Genomic DNA, 15,953 nt, shown 5'->3' with positions numbered 1-15,953 from the left:
AGCCGCTACTCAATCACATAGCAAAATGAGGAGAATGACCATGGCGTTCAAGTACAACCGGTTGAACAAGGATGACGTAACTCTGCTGATGGTGGACCACCAGTCTGGTCTGCTCTCCCTGGTCCGGGATTTCAGTCCGGATGATTTCAAGAACAACGTCCTGGCCCTGGCGGATATTGCCCGGTTCTTCGACATTCCGACAATCCTGACCACCAGCTTTGAAGACGGCCCCAATGGCCCGATGGTTCCGGAACTGAAAGAAGCATTCGCTGACGCACCCTATTTCGCGCGCCCCGGCCAGATCAATGCGTGGGACAACGAAGATTTCGTCAAGGCAGTTAAGGCTACTGGCAAGAAGCAACTGCTAATTGCCGGTGTGGTGACCGACGTTTGTGTGGCATTCCCCACCCTGTCAGCACTGGAAGAGGGTTATGAGGTGTTTGTCGTAACCGATGCTTCCGGAACCTTCAATCAGACCACCCGGGACGCAGCCTGGAGTCGGATGGAGCAGGCTGGCGCCCAGCTGATGAACTGGTTCAGCGTCGGTTGCGAGTTGCACCGCGACTGGCGCAACGACATCGAAGGTTTTGGCGGTATTCTGGCCAGGCACTTGCCGCACTATGCTAATCTGATGCAGAACTATTCTTCCCAGAAGAACTGACCTGAACCGCATTGACTCAAACCCACAGGGATCGTGGGTTTGGGCTGCCCCCAAGTGGAACGAACCTCGAATATGTTGGAAAGTCTAAGCTGGCTACCGGAAAATTTCTCAGTACCGGGTTCCATGTTTCGCCTGCTCGTCAGCACCGCGCTGTTGGTCATCGCCATCATTATCCTGCGGACCCTCACCGCCCGTTTCATAAGAAAGAACGTGACTTCCTCCGAACTACGGGGGCGATTGCTGGTTAACTCACGAAACGGTTTTCTGCTGCTTGGGATACTGGGCCTTGCGTTGATCTGGGGTGAACAAATCCGCGCCCTCGCCCTTTCCATCGTTGCGATCGCCGCAGCTGTTGTCATCGCCACCAAGGAGCTGATTCTGTGTATGTCCGGTGCGATCCTCAAAGGCGGCGCCAGGTCGTTCAATCTGGGGGATCGCATCCAGGTAAAGGATTTCCGTGGCGACGTGATCGACCAGACGCTACTCGCAACGACAATCATGGAGGTCGGCCCGGGGAAGACCGGCCATCAGCGTACCGGCCGTATGATCGTTATACCTAATGCCCTGTTCGTGTCGGAACCTGTGATCAACGAGAGCTTCACCGATAATTGGGACTTTCACGCTTTCACCGTGCCTTTCAAGCGGGAGGATGACTGGCCTGCAGCTCAACAAGCCCTTCTCGAATCAGCCAGGCGCCAATGCGAGCCTTACCTGGAAACTGTCCGAAAATACATGAACAAGGTTGGTATTTCGCGCGGGCTGGAGGTGCCCTCCGTTGACCCGAAGGTCAGCATTCAGGTCCCGGCGGCCGGGGAAATCCATCTTATCGTCCGACTACCCGTGAAATCCGGGCAGCGGAGTCATGTTGAGCAGGCCATTCTCTCAGAGGTTTTCGCGAACCGAGCGTTTTCTGGCAAGAACGCTTGAGAATCCCGAATTCACTGTTGCGGCCTTTAGGCACTCTCCATCGAGACTTATCAGTTCGCGGAATTGCCTATAAAAATCAGCCCCAATCTCCGCGACAATGCTCGGTTTCCCCTCCACTTTCCAAAGGAAACCCATGTCAGCCAGGAACGCAGCGCAATCCATCACCCCGACACAGGCAATCCTGATCCAGGTTGCCCTCGCCCTGGGTGGATTCGCCATTGGCACCGGCGAGTTCGCGCTCATGGGGCTCATGCCGAACGTGGCCAGCGACCTGGGAGTGAGCGAGCCTCAGGTTGGTCATCTCATCAGTGCCTACGCTATGGGTGTGGTGGTAGGCGCTCCCTTGCTGGCCATCATCGGCGCGCGCTTTTTCCGGCGTCATTTATTGATCGCATTAATGGGGTTCTATGCCCTGGGCAACCTGGCCAGCGCGGTCGCGGGCGATTACAGCACGCTTCTGGTCTCCCGGTTTATCGCCGGCCTGCCCCATGGGGCCTATTTTGGTGTAGCGGCACTGGTTGCTGCGTCCCTGGTGCCCGTGAACCAGCGGGCCAAGGCGGTCAGTCGGGTCATGATCGGCCTGACCCTGGCTCTGCTGATCGGCAATCCCCTGGCAACCCTCATGGGACAAAGCGTGGAATGGCGCTATGCCTTTGCCTTCGTGGGTCTGGTGGCCCTGGTGACCGGGGTGTCGGTGTACAGTTTTCTCCCGGTTGATCGTAACGAGGAACGCAGCAGCCCGTTGCATGAGGTCCGCGCATTCGGGCGCGCAGAAATCTGGTATCCGCTGGCCATAGGCGCGATCGGGTTTTCCGGAATGTTCTGTGTATTCAGCTATCTGGCGCCAACTCTTCTGGAAGTTACTGAAGTGTCGGATGGCTGGATTCCGGTCGTTCTTTTCATCTTCGGGCTGGGCGGATTCACCGGAAACATCCTGGGTGGATGGATCTTTGACCGCCTTCAGTTCAGAGGTGTCGGCTGGTTGCTGTTGTGGGCTACCGGCACGCTCCTGCTATTCCCGCTCGCCACTGACAACCTCTGGCTAATGATGGGGATGTGTTTCCTGGTGGCGCTGATGGTCGGGCTTGGGCCTGCCCTGCAGACTCACCTGATGGACGTGGCCAGCGGCGCCCAGACCCTCGCTGCCGCTTCCCACCACGCTGCCTTCAACGTGGCCAACGCCTTGGGGCCCTGGTTGGGTGGTCTGGCAATTACTGCGGGCTTCGGGTGGGAATCCACGGGTTATGTCGGTGCGACCACTGCGGTGGCGGGACTGATGATTTTCTTCATGGCCTGGCGCCAGCTTTCAACGGCTGGCGCCACCAGTACCGCATAGGGGCTAAGGGTGAGCGGAATTTACTTACCGTTTGTTAATGTCTGATAGAGCTCATCCTTCAGTTGGGCTCGCCATGCTTTCAGTCGGTGCATTTTGTCATCACTGATGGGTCCACCTCTTTGTTCCAGCCCTTCGATTTCCTGGTCCAACTCGGAGTATCGGGTGAGTTTCTCACTGAATTTCATGTCGTTGGCTTTGAGTTCCTCGATCCGGTCCTTGTATTCGGGAAATTCCTTGTGGAGTTCGTGGCTGGTAATGCCCATAGTGATTTGCCTCCGGTTGACTGAATTTGAGCGAGCGTTTGGCTCTTCCCTCATCATAGTAGAACTGGAACATTCCTGTGGGGTCTTTGACAAATCGCTAATAACCTCCGGAGCTGCCAGGGTATAGGATGGCACTATTGCATCCAATGCCAGTCAGCAACACCGTACACCTGAGGAATAACAAGCATGACTTACGCCCGAATCGTTGGCACCGGCTCCTATCTTCCGGAGAAGATCCTGACCAATAAGGACATGGAGTCTCTGGTGGATACTTCCGACCAGTGGATTCGGGAACGTACCGGTATCGAGCAGCGCCACATTGCGGAAGACGGACAGACCACGGTCGATCTGGCCGAACAGGCTGCACTACGGGCGATTGAAGCGGCTGGCATCAAGGCTGACGATATTGATCTCATCGTGTTCGCCACTTCTACCCCCGACAAGATCTTCCCGAGTTCCGCTTGCATTCTGCAGGCCCGTCTGGGTATTCATGGCTGTCCGGCTTTTGATATCCAGGCCGTATGCAGTGGTTTTGTCTATGCCCTGTCCGTTGCGGACAAGTTCATCAAGACCGGCAGCAGCAAGAAGGCGCTGGTGATTGGCGCGGAAGTATTCTCACGCATCCTCAATTGGGAAGACCGGGGCACCTGCGTGTTGTTCGGTGACGGTGCCGGCGCGGTGATCCTTGAGGCCAACGAGGAAACCGGGATTCTCTCGACCCATATCCATGCGGATGGTCAATATGAAGAACTGCTGCATGTTCCGTGCGGTATTGCCGACGACTTCGAGCGGGTGAAAGCCGGCCTTGCATTCGTGGAGATGAAGGGCAACGAAGTATTCAAGGTAGCGGTGAATACCCTGGGCAAGATCGTCGATGAGACCCTTGAAGCCAATAATATGGAAAAGAGTGACGTGGATTGGCTGGTGCCACATCAGGCCAATTTGCGGATCATTTCAGCTACCGCCAGGAAATTGAAATTGCCGATGGATCAGGTCGTCGTGACGGTGGACCAACATGGCAATACCTCGGCCGCCTCCATTCCCCTGGCGCTCGATGTAGCTGTTCGCGACGGGCGGATCAAGCGGAATGAGGTGGTGTTACTGGAGGCCTTTGGGGGTGGGTTTACCTGGGGGTCGGCGTTGCTTCGGTATTGAGGCGGTTGATTGAAGATGGGGTCAGATGAAGGCTTTCATCTGACCCCTGAGTTGGACTGCGGAATTGGGGCGGTTCTTCGGGAGTGGTCCGGCATTGGGTCCTCTGGCATCGGGGTCTGATGAAAGCCTTCATCTGACCCCAACCCCACGCCGGACTGCGTCCCTGCGGGCTTCACCGGTTTTATCCCTTCCAGGGAATCAACTCTCCCCCACTGCCAAGCTGGTATAGCCACAACCAGTGGTTGTTGACCAGCGCTGCCACGTCCGGATGCTTTTCCAGTACCGCCCGGATACGGGCTTCCGGGGCGTCTATCACTACCGTCAGGCGCATGGGTTCGTGCCTCCAGAGGCGGCCGTCGTGGACGGACTGGATTGGCAAGCCGATCCGCAGATCTGTGCCGTTACCTTCGATTACTCCGAGATTGCCTCCAACCACGGAATGCAGCAGCTTGTTGCCGGCACCGTAGACCGTGGGCGCGGTGACGGAGGCGAAGTACTGGAGGTTGATCCAGTTCGCCACCACCATCGGGGCAGTCATCAGTACTTCCAGGATCTTGCCTTCCTCATCCTGGGCCGGATCATAGTCGTGGAGGAAGCAGCGGCCGCCAAGATTGGCACCGCGGCTGCGCTGGCGTTTGGCGAAGATGATCGCCGCATTGTTGGCCAGGCCCCATTCCGGCCGGATTTCGGCCCAGTTCCTGGTTCGTCTGCTCAGCTCTTGCTCGAGCTGTTTATCCATTGTCCCGTTGAGGCCCAGGCTGGTGGCCCGCTCACGGCGGGTCTCGTGGCCGGCCTCCGCCAGGGCCCGCTCCAGCTCCTCAAGCCGGATCAGGTGTGAGTCCGGCACCCGGTCACGGCCGATGATCCTGACCTTGTCGGTGACCGTGCAATGCTCCGCCGCCAGCGCCCAGCAGTAATCCGGAATGCGGATGCCCCGCTCTGCCAGCCCCTCGCGAACAATCCGGTCGTTGAGCAGCTCGACAGCGATCCTCGCATTGATACCTCCATTCTTGCCACCGCAGGCACCACAGGCCAGTCCGGCCTCGTTGGGGTTGTTGTCGGTGTGGGTCCCGTGACCGACCAGTAACAGCAGGCTGCCAAAGTTGCTGGTGAGGGACATGCCCCGCAAAAGGTTCTCGACAATCGCGACTCTTTCCTCATCCCGGACCGGATCACCTCCGTGCACATGGCACAGGCGCCCTTCCCCGAGGCCTTCTTCTCTAGCAGCCGAAGCGGAATTCCTGTGCAGGCTGTCACGGATCAGTTTCCATGCCCAGGCAAGCCCGGTGGTTTCCACCAGGGTAAAGGTGGAAAGACTGGAATACTTGCCCTTCCGAACAGATTCCCTGGTCATCTCCCGTTGGTCCAGGCGACGGTTCAGATCCATATCGTCCGTCAGGTTGCCGGTGGATTCATTGAACCGGTAACTGGGTGCCAGCAGACCCGGAAGCCGCGGCTCATCTTCCCTGGGCCCCGGCTCTTGATGGGTCACAGGAACGCCGAAGAATCCGGCAAAGCCGATGGTCTGGATTCCCGGTCTTCCTGCTTCCAGATGGCGCCGGAACACCTCGGAACGAACGTCAATACAGAACGCCGCCTGAATGGCCGGTGGCGTTACCTTGTCCTTCTCGTGGTGAGATGCGGCTTTGATCAGCCTGTCCTCCAGGCTTCGGGCCCACGCCAGTTCGAATGCCCGCTGGAACAGCCAGGGGCTCATTTCCAGAAGATCAAGTGCTGATGAATCGCTTGCCGTGTCCGTCCAGGCTCCCCGGCTGCGCTGCCATGCTGCCTTGCGCTTCACCGGCAGGCGCTCGATCGCAAGCCACTCCCAGGCCAGAAGAATCGTCAGAAGTTCGGCGCAGACGTCCGAGGTCCGGCCCTCCAGTCCCGCGCGCCAGTCAACACCCCGGCACCAGGAAGCCCATCCCGGCAGACCACATAGCAGGCTGTGACCCAGGGCCTCAAGTTCACCCTCGGTATAGGGCAGATCTTCGATGATCCGTTCGGCCGCCTGACGCCAATCTGTTGGGAGTCCGGCGAGTGCTTCGCGAGTAACTCCAAGCTCCGTTCCCTTGCCGGGCCAGGGATCGATGCGGGTCTGATCCAACCAGAATGCGAACAGACTTCCGGAGTCATCCTCAGAGCGCCACCGGGACTGCCTCTGGTCAAAAAATCGTGCGCAGACACGGCCAACCTGTTCCCTGACCTCCGCCGCCGGGGACGGCCGGGAATCCGGCACCGGAAAATGTTCCAGCGCGGAAAACACCTGCCGCGTGCCACCGGGACTGCGTTTCAGGGCACCAATGACGGCATCGCCAGACACCTCCAGCCCCCGCTCCGAAATAGCCTCCAGAAGGTCCTCCTCCCGGATCCGACCGCTCTCCAGGGCGCTCAGGTAGAACTCGGCGGGCATCAGCATTCCTATGCCGGCATTGCGCTGAAGCTTCCGCGCTGCACCGATGATCGGCATGTCCCGCAAACCCCACCAGGGATTCACAGCAATCCAGCGATCCAGCGGCCAAATCGGTGCAATCGTCTGGCAGATTCCCGACAGCAAGGCGGTTACCTCTTTCTCGGGGGCCGCCAGGGCAACGGCGAGTTTAGCGGTCATGATCTTTCTCCTGCAGTAGCGGGATAACCGGACAGGTGGTCGCGAGTTTTGTGTGGAACGTTCAGCGCATCACTGGCAAGCTTGCGGGTGATCTGCTCAAAAGGCTGTTCCAGACGCAGCCCCTGGCTGAATCGAGCCTGGAGAACACGGACCGCCCTGGCCCGGCTGGCAACCAGGATCAGCACAGAGAGCAGTGCCAGTGCAATCAGGATTCCCCAGGCAACAATGGAAGCCTCGAGTGGCGGCACCATCGCTTCGTGCGCTCCGAATGCCCCCCCAAGGACGGCATGCAGTGCACCGTAAAGCGGCACCAGCATGAGGGCCATGGTCATGACCAGCGCCCGTGTTTTGGCGCTGGCACCGTCTGGAATGCCCATGATCACGCTGGTAACCGCGAGGACCAGCAGGCCGGCAAGCACCGATTTGCCCTCAACGAGATCAGGCCAGAGCCAGAGGATCAAGGTGGCGAGTGCCGCACCGGCACCGGCCAGCATGATATTGCCCCCAGTTGCTGAGCCGGAGTGGAACGAGATGGCGGAGACCTTGACCGTCCGGCCCGAGGCCAGGAACGAATGCGCTTTGTACAGGGAATGCGCGAGCAGGTGCAGCAGTGCGAGCACATAGGCCCCGAGAGCAATCTCGAACAGCATGAAGCCCATCTGGGAAATGGTGGACCAGGCCAGGGCGTGTTTGACGGACGTCTGGGTCATCATGGTGAGCACCGCAATCAGGGCAGTTCCCCCGCCTACCACCAGCAACAGCGCATGTCCGGCGGTGAATCCCTCAAATACCGGGAACAGTCGCAGCCACAGAAAACCACCCAGGTTGATGACACCCGCGTGCAACAAGGCAGAAACCGGGGTCGGAGCTTCCATGACCCGCAGCAGCCAGCCGTGGAAGGGAATCTGGGCACATTTCAGAATCGCGGCAATGGCCAGGAGCAATGAGGCATAGGTCAGCGATGCAGAGGACTGGCCGACAACCGCCTCTCCCGCCATCATCTCGGGGAGCCGGAACGTGCCGTAGTGGTTCCACAGCAGAAGGACACTGGCGATGACGCAGATATCCCCAAGCCTGCTCGCAATAAATTTCTGGGCAGCGGCCAGGCGCGCCTCGGGTCGGTCACCATACAGGGTCAACAGTTGATGGAGTGCCAGGCTGACACCGATCCAGGCGCCCGCCAGGACCAGCATGTGGTCGGTGAATACGAGCAGGAGTACGCAGGCAAGCGTGGTCAGGAACCAGGGCAAAAAGGTATCTTTCGCCGGGTCGCCGGCCAGGTAATCCCGCGCGTATCGGAGAATGACCCACCCGATGAACGCCACCATCAGCCCCATCCAGACAGCCAGTGCATCGGGGTACAGGCCAAGACGGGCCCCCGCCTCCGGCAGGCCGGTATCAATAAGCCAGGCATCCAGTAGCAACATTACGCCCACGATGCCGGTGATTCCCGGGGTTCCCAGCAGCAGGCCCTCGGAAATTCGCCAGCAATGACGGGTTTTGAGAGGGTTGCTTGTCCAGTTACTGAACACTGCAACGACAAAGAAACTGATTGGCAGCAACAACCACCCGATCAATACCGGGATGGATAAAAAACTGAGGCTCTGCATCATGATTTACTCCCTTCATTGCGTGCAGTAAGTTTGCAGGGAGTGCAGCATCGATAAAAATGGTTTATAAATATCAAACCGTTCACTTAAACAGATCGATTGTTTCGGGAATGCTTCGATGCGACTGAACTACCACCATCTTTACTATTTCTGGACAGTGGCCCGGGTTGGCCATCTGACCAAGGCCGCAGAGTCACTCCATATCTCCCAATCAGCCTTGTCCGGCCAGATCCGCAAGCTGGAAGAAAGTCTTGGGCATGATCTTTTCATCCGGGAAGGACGCCGATTGCGGCTGTCAGAGGCGGGACGGGTTGCCTTCAACTATGCCGAGGACATTTTCCGGCAGGGAGAGGAACTGGCGGCACTGTTCCGTTCCGGCACTCAGACCAACCGGGAGATCCTCAAGGTCGGCGCGGTTGCCACCCTGTCCAGGAACTTCCAGGAGGGATTTCTGAGGCCGCTGCTGGGGCGGAAGGATCTGGAACTGAAGCTCCAGAGCGGCAGCCTCGATGATCTGCTCAGACGTTTGTCCGCCCACCGGCTGGATCTGATTCTCTCCAATCAGCCGGTCCAGGGTGATGACCAGAACCCCTGGCGCTCAAGGCGCCTTGCCCGGCAACCCGTGAGCGTCATTGGTCCGCCCGGTGATGCCTCCACGCCTGAATTGCCTAAATTCCTACACGGCAGGAACCTGATCGTGCCGGGACCGGACAACCATATTCGACAGGCCTTCGACCAGATCTGCGAATACCACGGCTTTTACCCGAATATCATTGCGGAAGTGGATGACATGGCAATGATGCGACTGCTCACCCGTGATACTCGCAATTTTGCAGTATTGCCGCCGGTTGTGGTCCGTGATGAGTTACGTGCCGGGGTGCTGCGTGATTACGGGGCCTTACCCGGGGTTTACGAGGAGTTCTATGCCATCAGCATCCGGCGCCAGTTCCAGCCATCACTGGTTTCCGAACTGCTGACCCAACCGGCAGATGAGCTGCTAACCTCCCTGCCCGATTGAGAATTCTGACCAACGCCGATGTGCGAATAAGTCATACATTCCTTTCGTCGGTCGCCGTATACTCGGGATGAGTCCATGAAAATAACAACATCCGGGCAGCGAGAACCATGCAAAGAGCAAACACCGAGTCCCCGTCCATACTTATCATCGGTACCGGTTTTGGCGGATTGGGGATGGCGATTCAGCTCAAGAGAGCGGGCTACCACAACATAACCCTGCTGGAAAAAGCGGGCCGCGTGGGCGGTACCTGGCGCGACAATACCTATCCCGGCGCCGCCTGCGACGTCCAGTCCCATTTCTATTCCTACTCCTTTGAGCCCAAGCACGACTGGTCCCGCAAATTTGGCCTGCAGAGCGAAATACTGGGTTACTTGGAGCACTGTGTTGAAAAATACGGGCTTGGCGAACACATCCGCTTCAACTCGGAGGTTGCAGAAGCGGAGTTTGATCAGCGGCTGAACCGCTGGAACGTATCCCTGACCTCCGGGGAAAGGCTCACCTCCCGCATTCTCATCACCGCGACGGGCCAACTGAACCAACCCGCCCGGCCCAACATCGAAGGCCTGGATCAGTTCCGGGGCAGGATGTTCCATTCCGCCCGCTGGGACCACGATTACGATCTTACCGGCAAGAAGGTCGCCGTGATCGGCACCGGCGCGAGCGCCATCCAGTTTGTGCCCGAAGTCGCCAAACAGGCGAACACCCTCAGCCTCTTCCAGCGCAGCGCCGCCTGGGTCCTGCCCAAGCCGGATCGCCCGTTCAGGCCGTGGGAGCAGTGGCTGTTCAGCAAACTGCCGATCTGGGACCGGCTTTACCGGTACCTGATCTACTGGAAGAACGAAACCCGGGCGCTCGCGTTCACCCGTTTCAATGGACTTCTGGAGATCTTTGCCCGACAGGCGCGTAAGGAAGCACAAAAACGGGTTACTGACCCGGAAAAGCTCCGGAAGATCATTCCCGATTACCAGATTGGCTGTAAGCGTATCCTGATCTCCAACGACTGGTACCCGGCCATCAACCAGACCAACGTAAACCTGGTCACCGATCCTATCCGTGAGGTCGCACCGGATGGTGTGGTCACCGCCGACGGCGCTCACTACCCGGCCGATGCCATCATACTGGCGACCGGTTTCCGGGCATCGGAGTTCCTGTCACCAATCAACATTATCGGGCGCAACGGCAGGAACCTGAATGAAGCCTGGAAGGACGGCGCGGTGGCCTTCAAAGGCATCACAGTCAGCGGTTTTCCCAACATGTTCATGCTCTACGGGCCCAACACCAATCTGGCCCACAACTCCATTCTCTATATGCTCGAATCCCAGTTCCGCTACGTTCTCGATTGCCTGAAGGCACTGGACAAGTACCCGGGAGCCGCCATGGATGTGCGCGAGGATCGCCAGGAGCGCTTCTCCCGGGTTGTTCAGACCGGACTTGAAGGAACCGTCTGGGATACCGGCTGTACCTCCTGGTACCTGGATGAGAATGGCAGGAACACCGTGAACTGGCCGGGGTTCACCTTCACCTACCGGTTTGCCACCCGGCACGTGGAGACCGCCGACTACCAGTTCCTGAACCCCTCCAACTGACTATCCCTTAACGGCAGTTCCGCTGCCGTTGAGTTTTCGGTTAATTCATAGGATGATTGGTTCATCTGATAGAAGGATGATCATCTGATGCTGGAAAGAATCCGGAAAGGTTCCCTGGTGGAAACCGCTATCGAGAGCCTCAGGCAGGCCATCGAGAAGGGAGACTGGGCTCTTGGAGACAAGCTCCCGGTCGAGTCGGAGCTGTCCGAATCCCTCGGCGTAAGCCGTAACACCGTCCGGGAGGCGGTGCGTGTTCTGGTACACGTGGGTATGCTGGAAACCCGTCAGGGCGACGGTACCTATGTGCGCGCCACCCGGGATGCCGGCGAAACGCTGCGGCGTATTGCCCGCACGGAGCTGGCCGATCAACTGGAGGTCCGCATCATGCTCGAATCCGAAGCCGCCAAGCTGGCGTCACTGCGGCGTACGGAAGACGACCTCAAACGCATGGCCGATGCTCTCGATGCCCGCGCGCGCTCCGCCAACAATCTTGAGGAGCGCATCAAACACGATGAGCGGTTTCACTATGCCGTGGTCATGGCCTCCCACAACCCTGCCCTGCTGGAGCTCTATGGTTATTTTTCCCACGGGATCAGCCAGACCATCGAGCGCACGGAGATGGATGCGGATCTTCCAGAACCTTCCCAGGAAGACCACGAACTGCTGCTGGCTGCCATCCGTCGCGGTGAAGCCCAGAAGGCCGGGCAACTGGCCCGGGAACTACTGCAACCCAGCCTTGATGCCCTCAATCCTGGAGCTGCTGTTTCATGAAGTTGCGCATTGATACCTTTACCCTGCTGTTGCTGGGAGCCATTGTTCTTGCCTCTTTCCTTCCTGCCACCGGCTCTGCTGCTGACTGGCTGGCAACGGCCGGCACTGTTGCCGTGGCTCTCCTGTTCTTTTTCCACGGCGCGGCACTGTCCCGTGAGCAGATCGTTGCCGGGGCGACCCACTGGCGCCTGCACATCCTGATAACAGCCCTCACCTTCGTCTTCTTTCCGCTGGCCGTTCTGCCCATCAACGCGCTGTCGGACATCATTCCCACGTGGATGCCGAAGGACCTTGGGCTTGGTTTCCTTTATCTGGGTGTACTCCCGTCAGCGGTCTCCTCTTCCATTGCCTATACCGCGATGGCCAAGGGCAACGTGCCGGCGGCGATCTGCAGCGCGGCAGCCTCCAATGTGTTCGGCATGATGCTGACACCGTTCCTGTTATTGCTGCTGGTCAGTACATCCGGTGCGGGAGGGTTTTCGGTAACCGAGGCGCTGAAGGATATCGTGATACAGCTGTTGCTGCCGTTTGCAGTGGGCCATGCCATGCGACCCTGGCTGGGAGGTTACCTGGCCCGGAACGAGAAACTCATGGCGCGCTATGATCAATGCGTGATCTGGCTGATCGTGTACTCCGCGTTTTCCCATTCTGTGGTAAGCGGGCTCTGGCAGAACCTGCCGTTGCAGGCCATCGTCTTTGCTGTCGCCCTGTGTTTTGCACTTCTGGGCTTCTTTATGCTGATGGCGCGGTTCCTGGTGCGGCGATTCGGTTTCAGCCTGGAAGATGAGACTGCCGTGGTGTTCTGCGGATCAAAGAAAAGCCTGGCATCAGGGCTGCCTATGGCCAAGGTGTTGTTTTCCGGTCACCCCGGCTTCGGCATGATCGTGTTGCCGATCATGTGCTACAACCAGATCCAGGTGATTGTCGGGGCCATTCTGGCCAAAAAATATCGGGAGAAAATCGAACAGGCGCGGGAATCATCCCCCGCCCATACCGCCGAAAATTGACGCCAGGATCACCAGTCCGACAATCCAGCCGATGACAGCCGGCCAGAAATTGACCATTTGTGGCGGCTGTTCCGGCTGACCCTCTGCCATCCCGGGTTCCGGGAAGTTCCGGTCATCAACCGGCTCCTCCGGCACGTCCTGCAGGCTGTACCAGTCGAACCACTCGCCCAGAAAACGGGTGACCGGGGCTGCCAGGCTGCCGTTTTCCGCCATCGGTCGAAGCTGCGGCTCCAGCTGACCGGCAATTTCCCGGCGCAACACCGGCTTGTCGGCAGGCGGTTCGCACAGAATCGCCTTCCAGATACCGACATCCTTGCTCCGCTGGGAGTCATTCAGCAAGGCCTTGATCTGGATGACCACCTCCCGGACGATCTGGCCTTCCTCCGCGTCCAGAGGCCTTTCCCTGACAGGAGCCGCCTCAACGGCTTCCCCACGATCTTCCTCTTGCGCATAGCGATAACCCGGCTCCGACGTAACGACGGCAGTAGATTCCGGTGCCGACTCGCCGCTGGCCTCCTGAAACGCTCTGCGGAGCGCTTCGGCCTCATCCGCGGAGGCAAACTTGAGCTGCTGCTCATAAGCCTGCTGAATCCGGTTCCGGTCATTAGTCGGTTCAATTCCGAGTATTTCCCAGCAACTCATTCGGTGCACACCCCCAGGATCAAAAGAAAGACGGCAAAAGTGGAGACAAAATATGTATCGTCACTTAGGATAGATGTATAACAAAAAATTAACGAAGCAGGCCTAACCTGTGCTCTTTTCCGGCAGATTATAGAACGACACCCATGCCCGTTACGAATTACTGTTCCTCAAGTAGTGCCCACCACACACCGTTTTTCAGAGGTCATGGACTGGCCGTACTTGTGGGAATCGCGTGTGCCCTTGGTTCCTCTGCGGCATGGCCCCAGGAAGAGCTGCCGGCCGATTTCTCCGAAGGGTTTTACGGTTTTTCGGATGCCGTCCCGGAAGTTCTCACCACAACCCGGTTAAGGCAGCCCAAAGTCCGTGTTCCGGGGACCACGACGGTCATCGAAGGGGACATGATCCGGGATCTGGGCATCATGAGCCTGGTGGAAATCTTCCGGCTGGTTCCGGGCATGGTCGTTGCTGAAGTAGGCAGCAGCACGCCGGTCACCACCTATCATGGCACTGTGCACTATGAGCAGCGTCGCATGCAGGTCCTGGTCGACGGCCGGACAGCGCACCGTGCGACCCTCTCCGACATGGACTGGCAAACCATGCCAGTACCTCTCGAACTGATCGAGCGTGTCGAAGTGGCCCGAGGGCCCAACTCCGCGGCTTATGGGATCAATGCCTTCCTGGGTACCATCAATATCATTACCCGTGATCCCGCCGATACTGCTGGCGTTGAAGCCCGCGTGGTCAGAGGTTCCCGACAATACATTCGCACTTTTGGTTCGGTAGGTGATGCCGGTGGCAACTATGATTGGCGGCTGGCTTATGAGAAGCGGAAATTTGAGGGATTCGATTACCAGCTGGAGCGAGATCCGGTAACGGGTGAATACGGACCTTATCCCTTCCACGATGGACACGACATCAATGTCTTCAACTACGATTCTCGGCTCGAAATCCGTCCCGGCATCAATACGGAACTGCGGGCCGGCGTTGTGGATGGTGTTAACGAGGAAGATGTCTTCAAGAATGGTGAATTAGGTGCAACTGCGAACCCGGATATTGATGTCAGGGACTACTATCTTCAGACCAGGTTGAACGTCTCTCCTTCCGAATCCCATTTTTTTCATATTCAGGCCAGCTATGAGAACTTCGACCGACGCCAGCGTTGGCCGATCCTGATCCCTTCCGGTGTACTGACCTGTCTCGAGAACGGCATCGACGTCTTTGCGAATGAAGACGAATGTCTTCGGACCGATGATGAAGGCAATCCGCCGCTCAGTGCCCGCGTCAACGCGGATTCCGAAGATTCCAGGCTGGAGCTTGAAGTCCAGGACACTCTGATTTTCAACCCCGACCTGAAACTGGTCTCCGGACTGGGCTACCGGGCCGATACCTACCGCTCGGAGACGTACTTCAACGGCCGGGGCAACAACTACCAGAGTCGGGTTTTCGCTAACCTGGAATACACCCCGATAAACTGGCTAACGCTCAATACCGGCGGCAACTACGAGCGGACCACCACCACCCATGAGGGCTATTTCTCACCAAGGGTGGCGGCCAACTTCACCCTGAACGACAACCACGCACTGCGGCTCGTCTATTCCCGGGCAGTCCGGACGCCCGATGGCTTCGAACAGGATCCGGATTATGGTTTCACCCTGCGTGACGTGGAGCCTGAGATCTGGGCGGAGTACGAGGGCTATCGGGTCGAAAGCGTTGATATTTGGGAGCACCCGGAACTTGTGACACTCGGAGAGGAACTCGAGGAAGAGCGGATTACTTCCCGCGAAATCAGCTATTTTGGCCAGTTCCCGATTGATCAGGGATCATTCCAGCTCGAAGTCCGGGCTTTCAAGGACAAACTGCGGGACATGATCAGCGGAGTCATCCAATTTGATGACTGGACCCTCGACAATAATGTAGCCCTGGACCAGAAAGGCTTTGAAGTGGAAGCGGCGCTACAATATCCGAAGACAACGCTCCGGGCGACCTATGGTTACCTGGATCAGGACGGCTGGTACACCGGGCCAGCCGATTACGATGAAGAGGAAAAGACCTACAATGTGGAATTGCTCGGGCGATTGTCTGTCCGGCATTCCGGCAGTTTGGCGGCAATCCGGGAGCTTCCCCTGGGCTTCACTCTCTCCGGCGCCATGTACTGGGCTGACGAGCTGCGCGCGTCCGAGTTCCAGCGCCTGGATATGAGACTGGCGAAGAGCTTTTACCGGTCGGATTTTACCGGCGAGCTGGCACTGACGATGCAACACTATATTGACGAAGAGCCTGATCTGAGCAGCGACAATAACATTGAAGACCAGAACCAGTTTTTTGTTGAAGCGGGGATCCGCTTCTGAACGATAATCAGGGACAGC

13 protein-coding genes are annotated in these 15,953 nt (G+C 58.1%); 9 read left to right on the top strand and 4 right to left on the bottom strand.

All coding sequences use genetic code 11. The annotated features are described in order from the left end of the window. Positions 1–40: 40 nt before the first annotated feature. The 3 genes from ycaC to DET50_RS13310 all read left to right on the top strand — a co-directional run bounded on the left by ycaC (position 41) and on the right by DET50_RS13310 (position 2,924). Positions 41–661, top strand: a complete 621-nt coding sequence (gene ycaC / locus DET50_RS13320) for an isochorismate family cysteine hydrolase YcaC (protein WP_113863333.1) — start codon at positions 41–43, stop codon at positions 659–661. Between the two features lie 72 nt (positions 662–733). After that, positions 734–1,588 (top strand): mechanosensitive ion channel domain-containing protein, encoded by an 855-nt coding sequence (locus DET50_RS13315; RefSeq protein WP_113863332.1) that lies wholly within the window; start codon positions 734–736, stop codon positions 1,586–1,588. A 133-nt stretch (positions 1,589–1,721) separates the two neighbouring features. Further along, a complete protein-coding gene (locus tag DET50_RS13310; RefSeq protein ID WP_113863331.1) occupies positions 1,722–2,924 on the top strand; it encodes an MFS transporter in 1,203 nt (400 codons plus the stop codon). Positions 2,925–2,944: 20 nt separating this feature from the next. Here the strand turns inward: DET50_RS13310 and DET50_RS13305 are convergent, their stop codons facing one another. Next, positions 2,945–3,187, bottom strand: a complete 243-nt coding sequence (locus DET50_RS13305; protein WP_113863330.1) for an HP1242/YdcH family protein — start codon at positions 3,185–3,187, stop codon at positions 2,945–2,947. Positions 3,188–3,373: 186 nt separating this feature from the next. Here DET50_RS13305 and DET50_RS13300 point away from each other — a divergent pair, with 186 nt between their 5' ends. Continuing rightward, positions 3,374–4,342 carry a beta-ketoacyl-ACP synthase III gene (locus tag DET50_RS13300; RefSeq protein ID WP_113863329.1) on the top strand — a complete coding sequence of 323 codons (969 nt, stop codon included), beginning with the start codon at positions 3,374–3,376 and terminating at the stop codon, positions 4,340–4,342. A gap of 181 nt (positions 4,343–4,523) precedes the next feature. Here the strand turns inward: DET50_RS13300 and DET50_RS13295 are convergent, their stop codons facing one another. Then, complete coding sequence (locus DET50_RS13295) at positions 4,524–6,953, bottom strand: YbcC family protein (RefSeq protein ID WP_113863328.1); 2,430 nt, start codon at positions 6,951–6,953, stop codon at positions 4,524–4,526. Next, a complete protein-coding gene (locus tag DET50_RS13290; RefSeq protein ID WP_113863327.1) occupies positions 6,950–8,566 on the bottom strand; it encodes an NADH-quinone oxidoreductase subunit L in 1,617 nt (538 codons plus the stop codon). Before DET50_RS13290 ends, DET50_RS13295 begins: the two co-directional genes overlap by 4 nt. 115 nt (positions 8,567–8,681) lie before the next feature. Here DET50_RS13290 and DET50_RS13285 point away from each other — a divergent pair, with 115 nt between their 5' ends. The 4 genes from DET50_RS13285 (at position 8,682) to DET50_RS13270 (ending at position 12,945) form a co-directional block, all read left to right on the top strand. Then, positions 8,682–9,581 carry a LysR family transcriptional regulator gene (locus DET50_RS13285; protein ID WP_113863326.1) on the top strand — a complete coding sequence of 300 codons (900 nt, stop codon included), beginning with the start codon at positions 8,682–8,684 and terminating at the stop codon, positions 9,579–9,581. A 107-nt stretch (positions 9,582–9,688) separates the two neighbouring features. Continuing rightward, on the top strand, positions 9,689–11,167 hold the full coding sequence (locus DET50_RS13280; protein ID WP_113863325.1) for a flavin-containing monooxygenase: 1,479 nt from the start codon (positions 9,689–9,691) through the stop codon (positions 11,165–11,167). 87 nt (positions 11,168–11,254) lie between these two features. Next, complete coding sequence (locus DET50_RS13275; RefSeq protein ID WP_113863324.1) at positions 11,255–11,938, top strand: FadR/GntR family transcriptional regulator; 684 nt, start codon at positions 11,255–11,257, stop codon at positions 11,936–11,938. Then, positions 11,935–12,945 (top strand): bile acid:sodium symporter family protein, encoded by a 1,011-nt coding sequence (locus tag DET50_RS13270; RefSeq protein WP_113863323.1) that lies wholly within the window; start codon positions 11,935–11,937, stop codon positions 12,943–12,945. Before DET50_RS13275 ends, DET50_RS13270 begins: the two co-directional genes overlap by 4 nt. Here the strand turns inward: DET50_RS13270 and DET50_RS13265 are convergent. Continuing rightward, positions 12,916–13,587: a J domain-containing protein gene (locus DET50_RS13265; protein ID WP_113863322.1), complete on the bottom strand. Its 672-nt coding sequence runs from the start codon at positions 13,585–13,587 to the stop codon at positions 12,916–12,918. The genes DET50_RS13270 and DET50_RS13265 overlap by 30 nt on opposite strands. Positions 13,588–13,808: 221 nt before the next feature. On the opposite strand from DET50_RS13265, the gene DET50_RS13260 reads away from it, so the two are divergent. Further along, the gene (locus DET50_RS13260) at positions 13,809–15,935 is read left to right on the top strand and encodes a TonB-dependent receptor plug domain-containing protein (RefSeq protein ID WP_258546129.1); all 2,127 of its coding nucleotides are present in this window, start codon (positions 13,809–13,811) and stop codon (positions 15,933–15,935) included. The last annotated feature ends 18 nt before the right edge of the window (positions 15,936–15,953 follow it).

Origin of the sequence: Marinobacter pelagius (assembly GCF_003315345.1) — a bacterium.
In the GTDB taxonomy this organism is placed as follows: Bacteria; Pseudomonadota; Gammaproteobacteria; order Pseudomonadales; family Oleiphilaceae; genus Marinobacter; species Marinobacter pelagius_A.
Note: the sequence above shows the minus strand (reverse complement) of the source record. Positions and strands in the feature narration are given on the sequence as shown.